Source organism: Cupriavidus sp. 05T313 (genome assembly GCF_056396665.1).
The window spans coordinates 18,466-37,440 of sequence record NZ_JBFTLX010000014.1 but is presented as its reverse complement, the minus strand read 5'-3'; the positions used below and the strand labels follow the sequence as shown (position 1 = coordinate 37,440).

The following is an 18,975-nucleotide window of genomic DNA, read 5'->3' as shown; positions in this document are numbered from 1 at the left end:
CGGGCTTGCATGCAGGTGGATTATAGGATCGCCTCCCTTTCCCTGCTGCGGCCGGGACCAGCCGGCGTGGACTACCGCGGTGGCTGCCGGCATGCGCAGCCCGCTTCGCCGGGCGCTACGGCTCAGTTCGTCAGCGGCGGGCACGGCGCCGGATCGCTGCGCAGCGCCGCCAGCACGCGCGGGTCGCGGCTGGCGCGCAGCAGTAGCAATAGGGCCGCCAGCCCGAGGCCGGCCAGGGTAACGGCGGAGGTCGCGGGCATGAGRCCTCTGGCGTCCGTTTGCGCTTATTGACGGTAAGACGGGTCGCTGCGGTCGAGCTGCCGTAGCAGGGCGGCCCAGTGTTTGCGCGTGACCGGTCCGCCAGCATTGTTCACCACCACGTCCGCTACCTTGCGGGCCACCGCATCCGGCGCGATCACCAGCGGCGCGCCACCGGACTGCGCGGCAAGCTGCGCGACGCAGGCACGCTCCAGCATGTGCAGTTCCTGGAAGGCTTGCGCGATGGTAGGCGCGCAAGTCAGCAGGCCGTGGTTGCGCAGGATGAAAATGTCCTTGTCGCCCAGATCCGCCACCAGCCGCGAGCGTTCGTCCAGATCGATGGCGATGCCCTCGTAATCGTGATACGCCACCCGGCCGAAGAAGCGCATGGCGTGCTGCGAGATCATCAGCAGCCCGTCGCGCTGGGCCGAGACGCCGATGCCGGCGGCGGTGTGGGTATGCAGCACGCATCCTACGTCGTGGCGCGCGCCGTGGATGGCGCTGTGGATCACGTAGCCGGCGGGGTTGATGCCAAGGCCGGTGTCGTCGCGCAGGATCCGGCCGTCGATATCGACCTTGACGAGGTTGGACGCAGTGATCTCGTCGAACGTCAGGCCATAGGCATTAATCAGGAAATGTTCGTGCGGACCGGGCACGCGCGCGGAGAAATGGGTGTAGATGTGATCGGTCCAGCGGAACTGCGCCGCCAGCCGGTAGGCCGCCGCCAGCTCCACGCGCACAGCCCATTCATCGGGCGAGACCTCGGTCTGGACAGCGGGGAAGTGCAGGGCGGGAAGGGACTGGCTGGTGTCAAGCCAGGCCAGCTGCGGTTCGGTGACGGCGTTCATGCGGCGCTCCGGCGTATGGGGATGGTGCCGCAACATCATACGGCTGCGGGTCAGGCTTGCCAACGCCGCAATCGGCATATGGAAATGCGCTGGCGGAGCTTGCGCGCGCGGCCGCCGACGCGGCATCCCGTAGAATCCGTTGCAGCGCATGCACAACACATAAAACGAAAAAACAGGAGAGCCCCTTGAAGAAGCCCATTTCCCTGATCGCTGCCGCCGCACTGACGCTGGCCGGCACGCTTGCCCATGCCGCCTACCCCGAGCGGCCCATCAAGCTGATCGTGCCTTTCCCGCCGGGACAGGCCACCGACATCTTCGCGCGCGCGCTGGCCGAGCGCCTGGGCAAGCAGCTTGGCCAGCCGATCGTCGTGGACAACCGCGCCGGTGCCGGCAGCAACCTCGGCATGGAGCTGGCTGCGCACGCCGCGCCCGATGGCTACACGCTGGTCATGGCCGGCAGTGCCATGGCGATCAACCAGACCCTGTACAAGAAGCTGAATTACAACCCGCGCCAGGATTTCCAGCCGATCTCGGGGGTGTTCTCGGTGCCGCTGGTGTTCCTTGCCACGCCGGCTTCGGGCATCGTCTCGCTGCGCGACCTGATCGCCAGGGCCAAGGCCGCACCCGGCAAGTACAGCTACGCCAGCGCCGGCGTGGGCGGTACCCAGCATCTCTCCGCCGAGATGCTCAAGGCCCAGGCCGGCATCTTCATGGTGCACATTCCCTACAAAGGCAGCGGCCCGGCGCAGGCTGACTTCCTTGGCAACCAGATCCCGCTGATGGTGGATTCGGTGACGGCGGCGCTGCCCCTGATCCAGTCAAAGAAGGCCGTGCCGCTGGCGGTGACGGTGGCCAGGCGCACGCCGCAGCTGCCCAATGTGCCCACGGTGCGCGAGGAAGGCGTTGCCGGTTTCGAGGCGCTGGGCTGGGCCATCCTGATGGCGCCCAAGGGCCTGCCGCCCGCGCTGGTGAGCCAGCTCAACGCGGAAACGGTGAAGGCCTTGCAATCGCCGGAGCTGGGAAAGTTCATCACGGACCGCGGCTCGGAACCGATGCCGATGAGCCCGGAGGAAACCGGGAAGTTCCTCGACAGCGAGATTCGCAAGTGGGGCGCGGTGGTGAAGCGTTCCGGGGCGCAGGCAGACTGAGTCGCGCGGGACCAGGAAACGGAATCCTCCGGACTTCCGATTGACGCGCTGCGAAGGGTTCCCTACTCTGGGACAGTGTCCGGCGTTCAGGAGAAGAAGGATGAGAAAAAATGCCTACCCCAAGGCGATCACCGCGCTGCTCCTGGTCGACCCGTACAACGACTTCCTGTCGGACGAAGGCAAGCTCAACCGACCCGCCCGGGCCGTGGCCGATGCCACCGGCACGGTCGGGAATATGCGCCGGGTGCTAGCCGCCGTGCGGGCGGCGGGCATCACGGTCTTCTACGTGCCGCATCACCGCGCCACGCCGGATGATTTTGCCGGATGGAAGCACCTGTCGCCCTACATGGCCGGCGCGCATCGCGTGCAGCCTTTCGCGGCAGGGTCCTGGGGTGGCGAATGGCATCCCGATTTCATGCCGCAACCGCAAGACGTCATGGCCACCGAACATTTCGGGTCCAGCGGCTTTGCCAACACCGACCTTGACCATCAGCTCCGGCGGCGTGGCATGGAGCATCTGATCGTGATCGGCATGCTGGCGAACACCTGCATCGAGACCACCGCGAAATTCGGCGCCGAGCTTGGCTACCACATCACGCTGGTAAAGGACGCGACCGCGGCGTTTTCCCCGGAAGCCATGCATGCCGCCCACGAGATCAACGGCCCGACGTATGCCCACGTGATCCTGACGACGGACGAACTGCTGCCGCAACTGCAGGCAGCGGGCTAAAAGCGCGATGCAGCGGGGGTGCTCCGGCGCAGCTATGCGACGGCGTCTCTCGCCATCCTGCGACGGCAATGCGCCATGGCCCGGACGATGTGCTCCCGGACCATGTAGATGCTGAGGCAATCGGCGACTTCAGCACGCGTCACGCCTTCCACCTTGCGTATGCCCGTGGCGTGCTACAGCGCACGCACAGGAATGCACAGCTCGCAGGTCAGCACCCCCGTGCGCCGGTCCAGCGCGGACACTGCCGAGAACCGCTCGAAGCACGGGCGCTCGTCGCATTGCATGCCGCTCGACGGCAGCCATTCCCGGGTCAGCCACATCCACGCCTCGCCGATGGTGGCAGGGGCGCCGCTGAATGGCGCCACGGCGTAGCGTCCGCCCGGCAGGACGGCGATGCTGGCCTGGCCGCCGGGCTGGAACGCTTCCGGTACCGCCACGCAGGCGTCGTAGCGGCACTTGTCCGGCGGCGTAATGCCCGGGGCGTCGTGGCCGATGCCATAACACGTCTGCTCACCCAGGCCGTTGGCATGCATCCATGGCGCGACGGCTTCGCGCCAGAACGTGCCGATCGCCGGGCCGTAGGGACCGATGTGGCGCTGGTAGGCGACACGTACCTCGGGTAGATCGATGATGCGGACTTCCATATTGCGCTCTCCATGTGCTTGGTGGGAGCCGCCATGGTCGGTGAATGCACGGCCGTCCACCTGACTGGCATTGCGCAGGACCTGATCCGGATTGCTATCCGGATTGCCATGGCGGTTGGCATGGCGCTCGCGTGCCGCCGCCATTTGCTCGGCCCGGTGTTGCGCCGCGCCAGCGCGCCAGGCCGACGGCGTGCAGCCAAACCTGAGCTTGAAGGCGCGCGCAAATGCCTCGCCTGACCCGAATCCCGTGGCCAGTGCGATTTCCAGCACCGAGGCCTCCGGTTTGCAGGACAAGTGAAATGCCGCGGATTCGAGCCGGCGCCGGCGCGCGTAGTCGCCCAGCGTCTCACCCATCCATGCCGCGAACACGCGATGAAAATGGAATCGGGAAAAATTCGCCACATCCGCCAGTTGCGCCAGGTCGAGCGCCGTGTCCAGATGCTGGTCGATATAGTCGAGCACGCGGTTCATGCGCCGCGCGTACTCTGCGCGATGGATGCGCGGCAGCGGTGGGTCGGACGGGTCGGTAGATGCCATGGCTGCGGATTATGGCATGGTGGCGATGCGCACAAACCGTCGCGGGCATGGGRAACGCCCCGCGCGAGGCGGGGCGTTTCAACCTTTCAGCCTTTCAGCCGATCGACCCTTCAGCCAGCCACGCGCGCTGTCGCACGCGAGCCAGCGCGGGCTGTCATGCCGGGTCAGGCGAGCGCGGGGTAGTCGATATAGCCTTCGGCGCCCGGATGGTAGTAGGTCGCTGGCTGCGGCGCGTTCAGCGGCGCGTCGATCTGCAGGCGGCGCGGAAGGTCGGGGTTGGCGATGAACAACTGGCCAAAGGCCACGGCATCGGCTTCGCCGGCTTGCAGCACATGCTCGGCCGTTTCCTTGGTCATCTGTTCGTTGGCGATATAGACGCCGCCGAAGGCCTTCTTCAGCGCGGGGCCGAGGCGGTTGTCGCCGAGCGCTTCACGCGAGCAGATAAAGGCGATGCCGCGCTTGCCGAGGTCGCGGGCCACATAGCCGAAGGTGGCGCCCAGGTCCGAGTCGCCCATGTCGTGGGCATCGGCGCGCGGCGCCAGGTGCACGCCCACGCGCGATGCGCCCCATACGTCGATGCAGGCGTCGGTCACTTCCAGCAGCAGGCGGGCGCGGTTCTCGATCGGGCCGCCGTAAGCGTCGGTGCGCTTGTTGGTGCTGTCCTGCAGGAACTGGTCGAGCAGGTAGCCGTTGGCGCCGTGCACTTCCACGCCGTCGAAGCCGGCGGCCTTGGCATTTTGCGCGCCGTGGCGGTAGGCCGCGACGATGCCCGGGATCTCATCGGTTTCCAGCGCGCGCGGCGTGACATACGGGCGCTTGGGGCGCACCAGGCTGACATTGCCCGCGGCCGCGATGGCGCTGGGCGCCACCGGCAGCTCGCCGTCGAGGAAGACGGGGTCGGAAATGCGGCCCACGTGCCATAGCTGCAGGAAGATGCGGCCGCCGGCGGCGTGCACGGCATCGGTCACTACCTTCCAGCCGGCCACTTGTTCGTCGGACCAGATGCCCGGGGTGTCGGCGTAGCCCACGCCTTGCGGGGTGACGGAAGTGGCTTCGCTGAGGATCAGGCCCGCCGAAGCGCGCTGCACGTAGTACTCGGCCATCAGGGCATTGGGCACGCGGCCGCCGCCCACCGCGCGCGAACGCGTCAGGGGCGCCATGATGACGCGGTTGGGAAGATCGAGGTCGCCGATACGGATCGGATCAAAGAGTGTAGGCATGGCTATTGGTCTTGGTACCGAAAAGGGTGGAGGAGGATGACGCACCATGGACTTGGTGCGGCTTCGGGCGCTTGCGCGCCGCCAGGTTTCACAGATCGCTATGCATGTGATCCAGAAAAGCCTGGATGGTCACTTCGTTGCGCTTGAAAAAAATCCATTGGCCAACCCGCTTGGACGTCACCAGGTCGGCGCGCTGCAGCGTGGCGAGATGCGCCGACACGGTGGACTGCGACAAGCCCGTGCGCGCGTCGATCAGGCCCGCGCAGACGCCCAGCTCAAGCGGGTAGTCCTGTATGGCGAAGTTCTCCTGCGGCGATTTCAGCCAGGCCAGGATATTGCGCCGCACCGGGTTTGCCAGCGCTTTGTGGATGGCGTCGATGTCGATCGGGTTTGAGTCGGAACTCGCGTCGGGGGTGGCTTCAGGGTTCACTGCTGTCACGGAAGGGATATTTGTTTCGCAGGCTGGCGAAACAAATATCTGCTTCTCACAAAATTAATATCGTGACTATACGATATGTGTCGGGACTTTGCCGGAGGGGCGAAAACATCACCAATTGGCCCCATTCCGGGAAAGGTTTTAGCGAAACCCAATCTGGTTGCTTTAAGAAACCATGAAGGTTAGACTTCACTTGGTTTTTTTACAAAACCAGATGGAGCCCGTCATGACTTTTAACCCAGGAAGCGCAGCCGCATTGCGTGCGGCAGCGCCTTCGATGCCTTCTTCGCTGGTCTGGCTGTTCGCGCTGGCTTGCGGCCTCAGCGTGGCCAACGTCTACTACGCGCAGCCCTTGCTCGATGCCATGGCGCATGAATTCGGCTTCGGCACCGGCGCGGCAGGCATCGTGGTCACAGCCACGCAGGCGGGCTGCGCGCTGGCGCTGCTGTTGCTGGTGCCCGTGGGTGACCTGGTCGACCGGCGCCGCCTGATACTGCTGCAATTGTTGTTGCTGGCGATGGCGTTGGCCCTGGTGGCCCTGGCTTCCTCGCGCGTTGCCTTGCTGGCCGGCATGCTCGCCGTGGGCTTGCTGGGCACGGCCATGACGCAAGGCCTGATCGCGTTCGCCGCCACGCTGGCCGCGCCCGCCGAACGCGGCCGCGTGGTAGGCGCGGCGCAGGGCGGCGTGGTGATCGGGTTGCTGCTGGCGCGGGCCCTGGCGGGCGTGCTGGCTGACCTGGCCGGCTGGCGTGCCGTGTATGTGGTCTCGGGCGTGCTGGCGCTGCTGATGATCGCCGTGCTGGCGCGCCGCCTGCCGCATCGGCACGGCGCGCCGTTGCGCATGAGTTATGCGCGCCTGCTGGGCTCGATGTTCACGCTGCTGGCGCACGAGCGCACGCTGCAGATCCGCGGGGTACTCGCCATGCTGATGTTCGCCGCCTTCAGCGTGTTCTGGACCGCGCTGGTGTTTCCGCTGAGCGCGCCGCCGTATTCGATGTCGCATACGGCCATCGGCGCCTTCGGGCTGGTGGGGGCGGCGGGCGCGCTGGCGGCGGCGCGTGCCGGCCACCTAGCGGATCGCGGGCTGGGCCAGGCGACGACCGGCGCTGCGCTGGTGTTGCTACTGGCCTGCTGGCTGCCGCTGGGTTTCGCGCAGCAATCGCTGTGGCTGCTGGTGGCCGGCGTCATTGTGCTGGACCTTGCCGGGCAGGCCATCCATGTCACCAACCAGAGCCTGGTGTTTCGCGTACAGCCGGAAGCGCACAGCCGGCTGGTGGGCTGTTACATGTTGTTCTATGCGCTAGGCAGCGGCGCCGGCTCGATCGCCTCGACCCACGTCTATGCGCGCGCCGGATGGTCCGGCGTGTGTGTGCTGGGCGCCGCCATCAGCGCCGCTGCGCTGGTGTTCTGGGCCCTGACCTTGCGCGCGATGCCCCGGCCGCTTGAATAGCAATCCCCCCGTTTGCGTGGTAATCCGGCAGGAACTTTCATTTTGCTTGCGGATCCAGTATGGAAATCGGGCTGATCACGTCAACCAAAACCCGCCCGCTCGCGTAAGAGCGGTGTCACCTACAGGTGTTCGAGATCAGGCAGGCTATCCATGACCTTCAGCTTTTCACGTGTGATGCCGGTGTTGCTGCTGGCTGCTGCCGCCGGCCTGCTGGGCGCGTGCGCGCAGGGCGGCGGCGCGCCGGACAGCGGCAGCGCCGCGGCGACCCTGAAACCGGCCGACCTGCACTGGCTCAACACCGTCACCTTCGGCGCCAACCAGGCCAGCATGGAACGGCTGCGCAAGCTGGGCCGCGAACGTTATCTCGATGAACAGCTCAAGGCGCCCGCCACCGATGCCGGCGAACTCGCCGCCACCATCGGCGCGCTGAGCATTGCACAGCAAAGCGGCGAGCAAAGGCTGCGCAGCGTGCGCGCCGAGCAGCAGCGCATCAATACGCTCACGGACGATGACGAAAAGCAAAAGGCGCGCGATGCGCTGAACCGCGGCGGCAACGAGGTGCTGCTCGATACCAGCCGGCGCCATCTGCTGCGCGCGCTTTACTCCACAGCGCAGTTGCGCGAGCAGATGACATGGTTCTGGATGAATCACTTCAGCGTGTACTCCGGCAAAGGCTCGATACGCTGGGTGCTGGCCGACTACGAAGACAAGGCAATACGCCCGCGTGCGCTGGGCAAGTTCCGCGACCTGCTGATGGCCACGGTGACCGCGCCGGCCATGCTGGAGTACCTGGACAACGCGCAGAGCGCGGTCGACCGCATCAACGAGAACTACGCGCGCGAGCTGATGGAATTGCATACGCTGGGCGTGTCCGGCGGCGCAAGCGGTTCGCGCTATTCGCAGCAGGACGTGCAGGAACTGGCCCGTGTGCTGACCGGACTGGGCATCAATGCCAGCGGCCAGCCGCCGAAGCTGCCGCCGCAAAAGCAGGCGCTCTACCGCGCCGATGGCGTATTCGAGTTCAATCCGGGCCGGCATGATTCCGGGCCCAAGACGCTGCTCGGCCATCGTATCGAGCCGACCGGGTTCCACGAGGTGGAGCAAGCCGTGGACATTCTCAGCCGCGAGCCCGCCACGGCGCGTTTTATCTCCTACAAGCTCGCCGCGCATTTCGTTGGTGATGCGCCGCCGCCATCGCTGGTCAACCGCATGGCGGCCACGTTCGTGCAGAGCGACGGCGATATCGCGGCGGTGCTGCGCACGCTGTTCCTGTCGCCGGAGCTGAACGCAACGCTGGCCTCGGGCAACCGCAAGTTCAAGGATCCGATGCAGTTCGTGGCCTCGTCGCTGCGGCTGGCCTACGACGGCCGCATGGTGGCCAACCTGCGCCCGGCCATCGCCTGGCTCAACCAGCTGGGCGAGCCGCTTTATGGCCGCATCACGCCGGACGGTTTCCCCGCCGCGGAAAGCGCGTGGGCCAGCTCGGGGCAGATGGTCAAGCGCTTCGAGATTGCCCGCGCGATCGGTTCCGGGCAGGCTGGCCTTTTCTCCAAGGATGATGGCAAGCCGGCCGAGCGCACCGGGTTTCCGCAACTCGGCAACCGCGTGTTTTTCGACAGCATCGAACCCACCCTCGGGCCCGCCACGCGCACCGCGATGACGCAGGCAGCTTCGCAGGCGGAGTGGAACACCATCCTGCTTTCCTCGCCCGAGTGGATGCAGGAATGAGAGGCCCTGCCCTGGATCAAGGAGCGACCCATGCAACGACGTGAATGGCTAAAGGGCGCCGGGCTGGCGGGACTGGCTGCGCTGGCACCCGGCATTGCCTCGCGCGCCTACGCGCTGCCGCAGCAGGCCGATGCGCGTTTCCTGCTGGTGTTCCTGCGCGGCGGCTACGATGCCACCAATGTGCTGGTGCCGGCAGGCAGTGATTTCTACTACGCGTCGCGTCCGAATATCGCCATCGCCAGGCCGGCTGCGCAGGGCGCCCCGGCCGATCCGCGCGCCGCGCTGTCGCTGGCGGCGGCCTTCGATGGCGGCGCGGACCGGGGCATCGACACGTGGGCGCTGCATCCCGCGCTCAAGGACAGCCTGCTGCCCTTGTGGCAGAAGCAGCAGCTTGCCTTTGTGCCCTTTGCCGGCACGGCGGACTCCTCGCGCAGCCACTTCGAGACGCAGGACAGTATCGAGGCGGGTTTGCCGCTGGCTGCGAACGGAAAGGGCAACGGCCGCGCCGATCCCTCGCTGCGCGGCACCGGCTTTCTCAACCGGCTCGCCGAGTCCATGGGCGGACGCGCCGCGCCGGTAGCCTTTACCGACGGCCTGCCGATGGTGCTCAGCGGTGCGCTCAGTGTGCCCAATGTCTCGCTCAAAGGCACCGGGCGCACGCCCTTCGACGAACGCCAGACACGCGTGCTGGCGCAGATGTACCGCGGCACGCGTTTCGAGTCGCTGATCAACGAGGGCTTCGAGCTGCGGCAGACCGTGGCGCAGGAGGCCGAGGCCATGCAACGCCGCAACAGCATGATGGCCGCGAACCTGCCCGCGCAGCCCGAGCCCGACATGGCCAGCCGCATGCAGGAAATGCAGGCGGCCAACCGGCGCGCGCTCAGCGCCAAGGGTTTCGAACTGGAAGCGCGGCGCATGGCCAGCCTGATGCGCGAGCGCTTCAACCTGGGCTTTATCGACGTGGGCGGCTGGGATACGCATGTGAACCAGGGCGGTGCGCAGGGGCAACTGGCCAACCTGCTGGACAACCTGGGGCGCGGCGTCGCCGGCTTTGCCGATGAGATCGGCCCGGTGTGGAGCAAGACCACGGTGGTGGTGGTTTCCGAGTTCGGCCGCACCTTCCGCGAGAACGGCACGCGCGGCACCGACCATGGCCACGGCACCGTGTACTGGGTGGCCGGCGGCGCGGTGCGCGGCGGGCGCATAGCCGGCGAGCAGGTGGCGGTAGAGCAGCGCACGCTGAACCAGAATCGCGACTGGCCCGTGCTCAACGAATACCGCGCCATGCTGGGCGGCCTGTTCAGGCGCCTCTACGGGCTGGACGATGCGCGCCTGGCGCATGTGTTTCCCGATACCCGCGCGGTGGATATCGGGCTGCTCTAGCCGCTTCATCCCCTGGCCGGCAGCACCGGCCGCCCGATCTTGCCCGCGATGCGGCCGGTCACGATCCAGTAGCTTCCAGCGCTGCCTGCAGCCTCTCCATTTCCGCCATCATCTCCGCCGTGAACTCCGGTCCTTCCCATGCCCGATAATCCTGCCGCGCATAGGCCAGCGCATTCTTGTAATACAAAAACGCATTGAGCCGGTTGCGCACATAGTTGTTCTGCGTGCGCGTGACCTTGCCGGGGCTGCCCATCACGATGGAATTGGGCGGAATCACGGTGCCCTCCTTGAGGAAAGCATGTCCGGCGACGATGCAGTTATCGCCGATTACGCAGCCATCCATGATGGTGGCGTTGATGCCGATCAGGCAGTTGTCGCCGATCGTGCATCCGTGGATCGTGCAGTGATGCGTGATGGAGCAATGGCTGCCGATGATGGTTGGCGAGCGGTCGCCGATATGCAGCATCGCGAAGTCCTGGATATTGGTGTAGGCGCCGATCACGATTTCCCTGCTCTCGGCGCGCGCGGCGACATGGATCCAGATTGATGCGCCCTCGTGGATGGTGATCTTGCCATAGAGGTAGGCCGATTCGTGCACGTAGGCGGTGGGATGCAAGCGCACATCGGGTCCGATGACTGCCATGACTGTCTCCTTGAATTATTCTTTTGAATGCGGAGATTGTACGTGGATGCGCTCACGCGCTTTCGCGCGGCACGCTGCGAAAGCCCAGGCTCCCCTGGCGCAAAAAGCAGGGAAACCGGGCCGAAGCGCCCGCGTTTGGCCGCACTTTCACCTGGCCGCGGCTGGTCCTATGCTATGCAGACGCAGCCGTTACCGCGGAGTCCGCCGTGCCCGTCCATCGTTCGTTTGTTTCCGTGCGGATCGCCATGATTGCGCTCGCCGGCGCCGCCATGCTGGCCTGGCCCGCGCGCGGCGGCGATAACGACAAGGAAAACCGTGGCCGCGATCCCTTCTTCCAGATCTCTTCGCGCATCGCCGGTTGCCCGGAGCCGCTCGGGCCCCGCGTGGACGAGGCGCAATGGCGGCGCGATGCCCATCACCGGATCGAAGATGGCAACCACTGCTATGTGGAAGGCCGCTGCCGCCTCGCCAATTCCTACCAGTACGAGAAGGAGATCGTGGAAAGCACGCGCCGCCGCCTGCAGTCGCTGTCGCTCGCCATGCCGGGCTGGCAGGATTCCACGCTGTGGCTCACAGTGCGGGGGCGCTGGCTGCTGGTGCAGGGCTGCGTGGGACGTGGCTTCGCGCATCAGCCGTTCATGGCGGCGCTGCGCGAGGTGGCGGATGTGGAGATCGTGATAGACCAGACCACCGACGATCCTGCGCGCGGGGTGCCTTACCCCTTGTTCGGTGACCGCCAGGGCGTGGCGGCGCCGGCCCGGCCGCAATCCGCTGGCGGGCAGAAGTAAGCACTTTCTTGCCGTGCATGGATGCTTCCGTTCCGGTGTCTGTCCCGGTTGTGGGCCGCGATGCCAAGTGCTACCTTCGGGGCATGCTGGTGGCCCGGCCGGGCCGAAATCCCTCTATCCAGGGGGATCGCCAGCGCGAGGTTTCTGGCTTGGGACAAGACATGACCGCTCACCCTTACGGGCCGACGCGCGCCTTCCGAAGACTGGGCGCGGTGTTATTTCCACTGCTGTTATGCGGGCTTCCCGATGAAGGGATGGCTCAGCAAGGGCAAACCGGCAGCGCAGCGCCCGAGGGCATCCCCGGCACCATCTGCGACGCGCCCTGGTTCCAGTCGGGGGCGCGCGCGCAGATGGAGGCCAGTGGCGACATGCCGATGTCGATCACCATGACCATCCGGCATCCTTCGATCACGGAGAAGGGCTGCAGCGCATGGCTGTCGATCCATTCCAAGTCGGCGCTGGCGGCCATGATGGGCCCGCCGGTGGTCATGGACCAGGTGCACAGGATGAGCTTTGACCGGGGCGCTACGCCCGGCGCGGTGGCCACGGTGAGCAGCCAGCGCGCCACCATCAATGCGCAGGCGCGCTATACGCGCCTGTTCGGGCAGGCCTCGTTCCAGGGCAAGGGCGTGCTGAGCTATGCGGGCCTGGCCATCAGGGAGGGCGTCGTGCTGCCTGGCGAGACCCTCAGTTCCAGCCTGGACCTGGAGATACATAGCCTGGCAACGGACGAGATGGTCACCACCATTCGGGCCCCCTCGGCCTCGGTCTCCATCGGCGAGCGCCGGGTCGGCCGCGCGCAATCCATCGAGACCGCGATGGGACGCCGCGAATGCATGCCCATCACCTATGAGAAGCGATCCTCGCTGGGGCCATTGATGATGGGAGACGACCTCATCCAGACCGAGCCGACGATCATGAACGTCACCGACTGGTACTGTCCGACCGAGGCGTTCGTGCTGCGTACGGAAGTGCGCCAGAAGGGGAAGGTCGAGCGGATCGATACGACGGCGATTGGCCTGGATGAGGATGCGCCGTGATCCGGGAAGCAAGACGCTAACGAGAGGAGTGCCCTGGTATGAATGAAGATAAGGCACTGCTGCCAGTGCTGCAGCAGCTTGAAACCGAACTACACCAGCCTGCCGCCGGCGGCGACAGGGATCGGCTGGACGTGCTGCTGCATGACAGTTTCCTGGAGATTGRCCGGTCCGGGGGCATTCACACCAAGGCCGAGACGCTCAGCGAACTGCCCCCCGAGGCCGCATCCGGCACGATATGGGCGCRGGACTTCTCGCTGCGGCAGCTCGCGCCAGACGTTGCCATGCTGAACTACCGGTCGGCGTGCCGGCGGCCGGACGGCCGGCTGGAACGGCATACCCTTCGCACTTCGATCTGGAAGCTTACCGACAAGGGCTGGCAGATGTTCTTTCACCAGGGCACGCCGACGGACCCTTTCTCTACCTGATGAGCTTCAATCCGGCTGACCTGGCCGTTTTCACGTCAAACGTGGCCGTGTATTCACATTGCGCGTCGTGGCAGGYGCGTTCTATCAAGCAGTCCGCGAAGTCGGCTGCCGAGGAGGCAAACACCCTTAGGGCTTTCCAAACTGTCTCTGACGCTTCAACGGCGAGTTCTTTCGTCCGCAGCAGCGTCTCGATAACCCGAACGATATCTTCGCGTTGCGCGTCATAGCATTTGCTCAACACCCAGACGACCTCGACCAGTACCACTTGCGTCACGTAGCCTTGCCGCTCGGTCGATAGCGACTCGATCAGGGCATTGGCTTTGGGTGACTGCACGGCATCGTCTTGCGCAAGGTAACGAACAAGTACATTGGTATCGAGGCCAATCATCGCGCCGAGGCGCCTTGCCCGGCGATGGCAGCGTTCATATCCTCCACCGAGACCGGCCGTTTCGGACTGCCAATGATGCCTTTCAGCGCCGTTACCGATTGAATGGCTGGAACGACCTCATAACGACCGGATTGCTCATTCATGATGAATTCGATCCGGTCACCTGAACCTACGCCTAACGCATTGCGCACGTCGACAGGGATGGTGACCTGCCCTTTCGAAGTGATTGTTGCTGACGTCATTGTGAGCTCTCCTGCGGAACCTGATTCCTTACTTTAGTGTAAGGATATGGAAATCTCAAGGGAATGGCAGCGGCAGCCCCTATCGACGCCCAGAAAAATAGCTTGCAATTTAATCGTGCGCGATATAAATTTCAGCCCATGGACACGAAACGCACCTCCCGGACCAAGCAAGCTGCACCTGACGCCACGCTCAGTGCCGCGTCGGCGCAGCTGCTGGACCAGCAGTTCTGCTTTTCCGTGTACGCCACGTCGCTTGCGCTGAACAAGCTGTACCGCAAGCTGCTGGCGCCGCTGGGCCTGACCTATCCGCAATACCTGGTGATGTTGGTGCTGTGGGAGGCCGATGGCCTGACCGTTTCGGAAATCGGCGCGCGGCTGCACCTGGATTCGGCCACGCTGACGCCGTTGCTCAAGCGGATGGAAGCCCAGCAACTGGTGCGGCGCGAGCGCGCCGCCGCGGATGAGCGCCAGGTCATCGTCTCGCTGACCGCCGAAGGTCGTGCGCTCAAGGAACCGGCCGAGGCCGTGCCCCGCGCGGTGCTGTGCGCTTCGGCGTGCAGCGTGGAGCAGGTCGTGGCGGTGAAGGCGGAACTGGACAAGTTGCGCGAACGGTTCGCCGAAGCAGGCGGCTGATCAGGATCGCGGTGCCAGGGCGATGCGAGCCACTGGCGCCAGGCGGGCCAGGCAGGAGGGCGGCCCGTTTTTATTGTAATTTATATAGCGTACTATTTAATAGTTAGCTATTTAATATGGAAGGCTCCCGGGCTTTCTCGAACCGCAGGCTCGACGAGCCGGCTTTATCACTTATCAGGAGTGCCATCATGTCGATCGAAAAAGTCCTCTACCGCGCTACCGCCACCGCAACCGGAGGCCGTGACGGCCGCGCGGTATCGTCTGACAACGTGCTGGACGTCAAGCTGGCCACGCCGCGCGAACTTGGCGGCGCGGGCGGCGCGGGCACCAACCCGGAACAACTGTTCGCCGCCGGCTATTCGGCCTGTTTCCTCGGCGCGCTGAAGTTCGTCGCGGCCCGCGACAAGGTGGCGCTGCCTGCCGATACCGCCATCACCGGGCAGGTTGGCATCGGTGCCATTCCCACGGGCTTTGGCATCGAGGTGGACCTGAACATCGCGCTGCCGGGGCTGGACCGTGCCGTCGCGCAGTCGCTGGTGGACAAGGCACACATCGTCTGCCCGTACTCGAATGCCACGCGCGGCAATATCGACGTACGTCTCAACCTGATCTGAGCGCGGATCCGGATTCCAGGCAGTTGGCGCGGATTCGCGCGCCAACTGCCTGGGAACCGGCCCTGCGCAATGCGCCGGCGTGCGCTTCCCTTGCGCATGGGCCGGACCGCCCGGCCGTGCGGAATCGTCGCTGGCATCACCATCACTCATGAAAAAAGCGACTTGATTTGTGTTGTATATATCATTTTTAGAATGATTGCGGCGTAGCTACACTTTTCCTACCTCCCCAACAAACAAGGGCAGGCACAAGGAAAACATAATGACCAAGAAGCAAACGCTTGCCGCCGCGCTGGCACTCTCCATCCTCGGCATCTCGTCAGCCTGGGGTGCCACGGCGCCCACGCAAGCGCCACTACCGGTTGCAATGGCCGACCGGATCGCCGCCCTGTTCGGCAGCCCCGCGGACGTGAGCACGACGACCCGCACCGTGACGCTGACGCCGGGCATGAACTACGTGAACGTGGCATCCGGGGAATCGGTGGCCTTCCGCGCCGGCAACACGACCGTCGGCTGGACCTTCCTGGAGGCGATCGGGGGAACGTCGGTCGATATGAAGACCATTTTCCCGAATGTGGCACAGGCCGGCGGTATCCGCGTGTACATCGCGCCGAGCAAGCTCTTCACCGGAGGCTGACGCCCCACCCCGAAGGCGCCAAAAAATGGCCGGCATCGCTGCCGGCCTAACGTCCTCCGACTCAGTGAACAAGCCAAGGTCGATATGATCGTTCGCTGGCGTGGCCCGCAAGCCCGCCAGCTTGTGCCGCGATGGAGGTCAGAAGCGGTGGCGCACGCCGGCCATGACGCCGGTCTGATTCTGGCCCGCCAGCGTATTCATCGCGTTGGTGACGCCGTAGGTGGCCTGCCCCTTGTTGTTCACGTAGCCGAGCAGCAGGTAGGCGTCGGTGCGCTTGGACAAGGCATAGTCCGCATTCAGCACGAACATCCACGAATCGTTGCTGTCCTTGCGGGCATCGGTGTAGTAAGCCGCACCGGTCAGGCTGAAGGCGGGCGTGATCTTGTACAGCGCGCCAAGCCAGTACAGGTTGTCCTGGCGCACCGAGGTCGCACTGGTGAGTTCGTCGCGCAGCCAGCGGTAGCCGGCGAACACCTTCGCATCGCCGAAGGCATAAGACCCGCCGATGGCGGCGCGCTTGGCCGCGGCGCCGGACGTGGCAACGGTGCTGCCCTGATACTGGTCATAGGCGACACCCACCGAGACCGGGCCGGTGGCGTACGCCACGCCACCGCCGAAATTCTTGCCGACCCGGAAGCTGCCCGGTACTTCGCCGCCGTTGGCGACGTTGCTATCGCGGCCGAAGCTGTAGAAGCCGGTTGCGATCAGGCCGCCGAACTTGCCAGTGTACTTGACGGCGTTGTCTGCGCGGCCGTTGAAGCCCTGGGTATCGACCGAGTTGAGCGAGTAGCTGCTGCCGACCGCCATCGGGTCATAGGCACCGAACAGGTCATACAAGGCATTTTGCTGGCGGCCCAGCGTGATGGCGCCAAGGTCGTTCTGCAGGCCGACATAAGCCTGGCGGCCGAACAGGCGGTTGCCCTGGCCGGACTTGCCCGTGTCGATGTCGAAGCCGCTTTCCAGTACAAAGATGCCCTTCAGGTTGTTGCCGAGATCTTCCACGCCGCGAATACCCCAGCGCGAACCGGAAAGGCCGCCGGATGTCACCCCATACAGTGCGCCGCCCCCGTTGGGGCCCTGCACATGGCTTTGGTAGCTGATGCCGGCATCGGCAATGCCGTAGAGCGTCACGCTGGAGGCAGTCTGGGCGGAGGCGATACCGGAGGCGGAGCATGCCGCGGCTGCGGCGGTCAGTGCGAGGAGCGTTTTTTTCACTATCAATCTCGGTTTTCTTGTCTGGGCGAATAAGGGTCCCTGCTGCCGGGGAGGTCATGGTCGCGATGCGAGCCGGGGACCATCCACCAATGCGGCACCGAGAGTTTGCGTCGGTAGTGTGACAACGATATGTAAACAGTTATGAAAAAATGAAGGTAACTGTTTCTTAATAAGAAATGAACGAGTTTGCGTATGGGCGCCATCCATGACATGCGCCGGGCACCTGCGCTGCCACCCGCGCGGCTGGTGCGGTTGGTCGCGGACGGGCGCCGGATGTCGGGCGCTGACGGAGCGACCGGACGCGCGCAGCCGATTTCCGTTTCTTCCCAAACCGGTAGGGATAGAATCAAGTGCTTTTTTCGACTGGAGAAAGCGCAATGAACCCTGGTGACATCGCCCGGCTCCGGGAAGGCAACGCAGAGAACCCGGCCGCTTCAGCCGCGCAGGTAATGACTTGTATCGCGATGCCTCGAACGAGCACGCTGGACGTGGTCGGGCAGGTCACACCGGGCGGCAGCGCCACGGTGCAAACACTGCCGCTTGGCTTGCGCGATCCGCCCGACGTCCGTTCGCCCTCCCATGTGGCGCTGCCGTTCCCGCCGGGCGACGGCCTCTACGGCGCGCAGCCCGACGCGGGCGATTACTACGGGGTCCAGCTCGGCGCGATGGCCGCGCGCGGCGAACGGGCGGCGCTGATCGTCAGCCTGGATGCGCCGATCGGCATGTCGTCCAATCCCTTCTTCCCGCATCTATTGCAGCGCGTGGATGAAGGCATCGCAAGTCCCGCCGCCGCGCCCAAATGACCAGCCCGCTATCCACGCACCTTCCTCCTGTGCTGCGGCGCGTGCTGCGCCCGCTGCTGGATCCGGCCCGCCGCTATCGCTACGCCCGGCAGATTCACGCTGCCAGGGTGGCGCTCGGGCTGCTGACGTCCATCGCGCTGACCACGGGGATCCACCTGCCTCACGGCGAATGGGCATCCATTACGCTGCTGGTCGTCATCGGCGGCTTGCAGCACCATGGCAACATCCGCAAGAAGGCCGCCGAGCGCGCGCTCGGCACGCTGATCGGGGCGGGGGCGGGGCTGTTGATCATCCTGCAGCAATCGTATTTCCACGCGCCCCTGCTCAGCTACGTGCTGATCGTGATCGCCTGTGCCATCTGTGCGTACCAGGCAATCGGCAAGGGCGGTTATATCGCGCTGCTCTCCGCCATTACCATCTTCATCGTCGCGGGCCACGGCGAGAACGCCGTCGCCGACGGGTTGTGGCGCGCGGCCAATGTGTTGATCGGCATCGCAATCGCGCTGCTGTTTTCCTTCGCCTTGCCCCTGCACGCCACGTACTCGTGGCGCTACAAGCTGGCCGAGGCACTGCGCAGCTGCGCGAGGATGCACACAGCCATCGCCACGGATGCAGCCCTCGACAAGGCCGAACTGCAGCGCGCCATGGTCCTGCAAGGCGGCCTGCTGGTGCAGCTGCGATCCCTGATGCCATCCGTGGCCAAGGAGATCAACGTGTCGATGGAACAGCTCGAGGCAATCCAGCACGGCATGCGGGTCAGCATCAGTCTGCTGGAAGTGCTGGCCGCCACCCGTCCGTGCTTCGACGACGAATCCAGGGCTGTCATCCAGGACTGCCTCGGCGAAGAAACGCGCCGCATCAGCGCCATGCTGATCGGCATGGCGCGCGCCCTGACGCACGGTGTCGTCGCGCGCCTGGAGCCGCGCGGCGATTCGCCACTCGAACGCATGACGGAAGCCATACCCGCGCAATGGGCCGGCTATGTATCGTTGACGCTGAGACTATCCGGCGAGTTCGATGCGTTGCGGCAGCGGCTGTCGGAGATTGCGCAGCGGTGGAATATCTGAAGCCGGTTTCTTTCGCATACACTGTGCGCTCGAACGGCGGGCGCGCGTGCGCATTTCGCGCCGCTGTTCATCCTGCTCCCGGCGCTGTCGACGGCAGGAAT

22 protein-coding genes are annotated in these 18,975 nt (G+C 65.2%); 13 read left to right on the top strand and 9 right to left on the bottom strand.

Annotation, left to right across the window (positions count from 1 at the left end; translation table 11 throughout):
* Positions 1–122: 122 nt before the first annotated feature.
* Positions 123–260 carry a hypothetical protein gene (locus AC1DKD_RS05570; RefSeq protein WP_441627655.1) on the bottom strand — a complete coding sequence of 46 codons (138 nt, stop codon included), beginning with the start codon at positions 258–260 and terminating at the stop codon, positions 123–125.
* Positions 261–284: 24 nt separating this feature from the next.
* The gene (locus AC1DKD_RS05565) at positions 285–1,106 is read right to left on the bottom strand and encodes a class II aldolase/adducin family protein (protein ID WP_441627653.1); all 822 of its coding nucleotides are present in this window, start codon (positions 1,104–1,106) and stop codon (positions 285–287) included.
* A 185-nt stretch (positions 1,107–1,291) separates the two neighbouring features.
* Between AC1DKD_RS05565 and AC1DKD_RS05560 the strand changes: the two genes are divergently transcribed.
* Both AC1DKD_RS05560 and AC1DKD_RS05555 read left to right on the top strand, forming a co-directional pair.
* The gene (locus AC1DKD_RS05560; RefSeq protein ID WP_441627651.1) at positions 1,292–2,254 is read left to right on the top strand and encodes a tripartite tricarboxylate transporter substrate binding protein; all 963 of its coding nucleotides are present in this window, start codon (positions 1,292–1,294) and stop codon (positions 2,252–2,254) included.
* Positions 2,255–2,354: 100 nt separating this feature from the next.
* The gene (locus AC1DKD_RS05555; RefSeq protein ID WP_441627649.1) at positions 2,355–2,984 is read left to right on the top strand and encodes a cysteine hydrolase family protein; all 630 of its coding nucleotides are present in this window, start codon (positions 2,355–2,357) and stop codon (positions 2,982–2,984) included.
* Between the two features lie 173 nt (positions 2,985–3,157).
* On the opposite strand, the gene AC1DKD_RS05550 is transcribed toward AC1DKD_RS05555, so the two are convergent.
* From AC1DKD_RS05550 to AC1DKD_RS05540, 3 genes are all read right to left on the bottom strand, one after another.
* On the bottom strand, positions 3,158–4,165 hold the full coding sequence (locus tag AC1DKD_RS05550) for an AraC family transcriptional regulator (protein WP_441627647.1): 1,008 nt from the start codon (positions 4,163–4,165) through the stop codon (positions 3,158–3,160).
* A 164-nt stretch (positions 4,166–4,329) separates the two neighbouring features.
* On the bottom strand, positions 4,330–5,385 hold the full coding sequence (locus AC1DKD_RS05545) for an alkene reductase (RefSeq protein WP_441627645.1): 1,056 nt from the start codon (positions 5,383–5,385) through the stop codon (positions 4,330–4,332).
* Between the two features lie 88 nt (positions 5,386–5,473).
* Positions 5,474–5,770, bottom strand: coding sequence for an ArsR/SmtB family transcription factor (locus AC1DKD_RS05540; RefSeq protein WP_276291090.1), 297 nt, complete (start codon positions 5,768–5,770; stop codon positions 5,474–5,476).
* Between the two features lie 277 nt (positions 5,771–6,047).
* Between AC1DKD_RS05540 and AC1DKD_RS05535 the strand changes: the two genes are divergently transcribed.
* The 3 genes from AC1DKD_RS05535 to AC1DKD_RS05525 all read left to right on the top strand — a co-directional run bounded on the left by AC1DKD_RS05535 (position 6,048) and on the right by AC1DKD_RS05525 (position 10,382).
* Positions 6,048–7,271, top strand: coding sequence for an MFS transporter (locus AC1DKD_RS05535; RefSeq protein WP_441627643.1), 1,224 nt, complete (start codon positions 6,048–6,050; stop codon positions 7,269–7,271).
* Between the two features lie 150 nt (positions 7,272–7,421).
* Entirely contained in the window at positions 7,422–8,999 is a 1,578-nt protein-coding gene (locus AC1DKD_RS05530) for a DUF1800 domain-containing protein (RefSeq protein WP_441627641.1), read from the top strand.
* Between the two features lie 30 nt (positions 9,000–9,029).
* On the top strand, positions 9,030–10,382 hold the full coding sequence (locus AC1DKD_RS05525) for a DUF1501 domain-containing protein (RefSeq protein ID WP_441627639.1): 1,353 nt from the start codon (positions 9,030–9,032) through the stop codon (positions 10,380–10,382).
* 58 nt (positions 10,383–10,440) lie between these two features.
* Here the strand turns inward: AC1DKD_RS05525 and AC1DKD_RS05520 are convergent, their stop codons facing one another.
* On the bottom strand, positions 10,441–11,025 hold the full coding sequence (locus AC1DKD_RS05520; RefSeq protein ID WP_441627637.1) for a gamma carbonic anhydrase family protein: 585 nt from the start codon (positions 11,023–11,025) through the stop codon (positions 10,441–10,443).
* A gap of 269 nt (positions 11,026–11,294) precedes the next feature.
* Between AC1DKD_RS05520 and AC1DKD_RS05515 the strand changes: the two genes are divergently transcribed.
* The 3 genes from AC1DKD_RS05515 to AC1DKD_RS05505 all read left to right on the top strand — a co-directional run bounded on the left by AC1DKD_RS05515 (position 11,295) and on the right by AC1DKD_RS05505 (position 13,278).
* Complete coding sequence (locus AC1DKD_RS05515; RefSeq protein WP_441627719.1) at positions 11,295–11,813, top strand: BON domain-containing protein; 519 nt, start codon at positions 11,295–11,297, stop codon at positions 11,811–11,813.
* A gap of 161 nt (positions 11,814–11,974) precedes the next feature.
* Complete coding sequence (locus AC1DKD_RS05510; protein ID WP_477102700.1) at positions 11,975–12,853, top strand: hypothetical protein; 879 nt, start codon at positions 11,975–11,977, stop codon at positions 12,851–12,853.
* 38 nt (positions 12,854–12,891) lie between these two features.
* Entirely contained in the window at positions 12,892–13,278 is a 387-nt protein-coding gene (locus AC1DKD_RS05505) for a nuclear transport factor 2 family protein (protein WP_477143058.1), read from the top strand.
* Here AC1DKD_RS05505 and AC1DKD_RS05500 read toward each other — a convergent pair.
* Entirely contained in the window at positions 13,271–13,666 is a 396-nt protein-coding gene (locus AC1DKD_RS05500; protein WP_477143057.1) for a PIN domain-containing protein, read from the bottom strand. The two genes, AC1DKD_RS05505 and AC1DKD_RS05500, sit on opposite strands and share 8 nt — an antisense overlap.
* A complete protein-coding gene (locus AC1DKD_RS05495; protein WP_276291057.1) occupies positions 13,663–13,908 on the bottom strand; it encodes an AbrB/MazE/SpoVT family DNA-binding domain-containing protein in 246 nt (81 codons plus the stop codon). Before AC1DKD_RS05495 ends, AC1DKD_RS05500 begins: the two co-directional genes overlap by 4 nt.
* A 138-nt stretch (positions 13,909–14,046) precedes the next feature.
* Between AC1DKD_RS05495 and AC1DKD_RS05490 the strand changes: the two genes are divergently transcribed.
* The 3 genes from AC1DKD_RS05490 (at position 14,047) to AC1DKD_RS05480 (ending at position 15,789) form a co-directional block, all read left to right on the top strand.
* Positions 14,047–14,541, top strand: a complete 495-nt coding sequence (locus AC1DKD_RS05490; protein ID WP_441627630.1) for a MarR family winged helix-turn-helix transcriptional regulator — start codon at positions 14,047–14,049, stop codon at positions 14,539–14,541.
* Between the two features lie 188 nt (positions 14,542–14,729).
* Positions 14,730–15,155 (top strand): organic hydroperoxide resistance protein, encoded by a 426-nt coding sequence (locus tag AC1DKD_RS05485; protein ID WP_441627628.1) that lies wholly within the window; start codon positions 14,730–14,732, stop codon positions 15,153–15,155.
* A gap of 259 nt (positions 15,156–15,414) precedes the next feature.
* Positions 15,415–15,789 carry a CzcE family metal-binding protein gene (locus AC1DKD_RS05480; protein ID WP_441627626.1) on the top strand — a complete coding sequence of 125 codons (375 nt, stop codon included), beginning with the start codon at positions 15,415–15,417 and terminating at the stop codon, positions 15,787–15,789.
* 138 nt (positions 15,790–15,927) lie between these two features.
* Here AC1DKD_RS05480 and AC1DKD_RS05475 read toward each other — a convergent pair whose 3' ends face one another.
* On the bottom strand, positions 15,928–17,004 hold the full coding sequence (locus tag AC1DKD_RS05475) for a porin (protein ID WP_441627624.1): 1,077 nt from the start codon (positions 17,002–17,004) through the stop codon (positions 15,928–15,930).
* A 377-nt stretch (positions 17,005–17,381) separates the two neighbouring features.
* On the opposite strand from AC1DKD_RS05475, the gene AC1DKD_RS05470 reads away from it, so the two are divergent.
* Positions 17,382–17,807 (top strand): hypothetical protein, encoded by a 426-nt coding sequence (locus AC1DKD_RS05470; RefSeq protein ID WP_441627622.1) that lies wholly within the window; start codon positions 17,382–17,384, stop codon positions 17,805–17,807.
* Positions 17,804–18,874, top strand: coding sequence for an FUSC family protein (locus tag AC1DKD_RS05465; protein WP_441627620.1), 1,071 nt, complete (start codon positions 17,804–17,806; stop codon positions 18,872–18,874). The genes AC1DKD_RS05470 and AC1DKD_RS05465 overlap by 4 nt, the downstream gene beginning before the upstream one ends.
* Positions 18,875–18,975: the final 101 nt, after the last annotated feature.

Coding starts and splice junctions, on each gene's coding strand:
- AC1DKD_RS05510 (WP_477102700.1), top strand. CDS start 11,975: ATGACCGCTCACCCTTACGGGCCGACGCGCGCCTTCCGAAGACTGGGC.
- AC1DKD_RS05485 (WP_441627628.1), top strand. CDS start 14,730: ATGTCGATCGAAAAAGTCCTCTACCGCGCTACCGCCACCGCAACCGGA.
- AC1DKD_RS05530 (WP_441627641.1), top strand. CDS start 7,422: ATGACCTTCAGCTTTTCACGTGTGATGCCGGTGTTGCTGCTGGCTGCT.
- AC1DKD_RS05535 (WP_441627643.1), top strand. CDS start 6,048: ATGACTTTTAACCCAGGAAGCGCAGCCGCATTGCGTGCGGCAGCGCCT.
- AC1DKD_RS05495 (WP_276291057.1), bottom strand. CDS start 13,908: ATGACGTCAGCAACAATCACTTCGAAAGGGCAGGTCACCATCCCTGTC.
- AC1DKD_RS05570 (WP_441627655.1), bottom strand. CDS start 260: ATGCCCGCGACCTCCGCCGTTACCCTGGCCGGCCTCGGGCTGGCGGCC.
- AC1DKD_RS05555 (WP_441627649.1), top strand. CDS start 2,355: ATGAGAAAAAATGCCTACCCCAAGGCGATCACCGCGCTGCTCCTGGTC.
- AC1DKD_RS05470 (WP_441627622.1), top strand. CDS start 17,382: ATGAACCCTGGTGACATCGCCCGGCTCCGGGAAGGCAACGCAGAGAAC.
- AC1DKD_RS05545 (WP_441627645.1), bottom strand. CDS start 5,385: ATGCCTACACTCTTTGATCCGATCCGTATCGGCGACCTCGATCTTCCC.
- AC1DKD_RS05490 (WP_441627630.1), top strand. CDS start 14,047: ATGGACACGAAACGCACCTCCCGGACCAAGCAAGCTGCACCTGACGCC.
- AC1DKD_RS05480 (WP_441627626.1), top strand. CDS start 15,415: ATGACCAAGAAGCAAACGCTTGCCGCCGCGCTGGCACTCTCCATCCTC.
- AC1DKD_RS05550 (WP_441627647.1), bottom strand. CDS start 4,165: ATGGCATCTACCGACCCGTCCGACCCACCGCTGCCGCGCATCCATCGC.
- AC1DKD_RS05565 (WP_441627653.1), bottom strand. CDS start 1,106: ATGAACGCCGTCACCGAACCGCAGCTGGCCTGGCTTGACACCAGCCAG.
- AC1DKD_RS05520 (WP_441627637.1), bottom strand. CDS start 11,025: ATGGCAGTCATCGGACCCGATGTGCGCTTGCATCCCACCGCCTACGTG.
- AC1DKD_RS05525 (WP_441627639.1), top strand. CDS start 9,030: ATGCAACGACGTGAATGGCTAAAGGGCGCCGGGCTGGCGGGACTGGCT.
- AC1DKD_RS05465 (WP_441627620.1), top strand. CDS start 17,804: ATGACCAGCCCGCTATCCACGCACCTTCCTCCTGTGCTGCGGCGCGTG.
- AC1DKD_RS05515 (WP_441627719.1), top strand. CDS start 11,295: ATGCTGGCCTGGCCCGCGCGCGGCGGCGATAACGACAAGGAAAACCGT.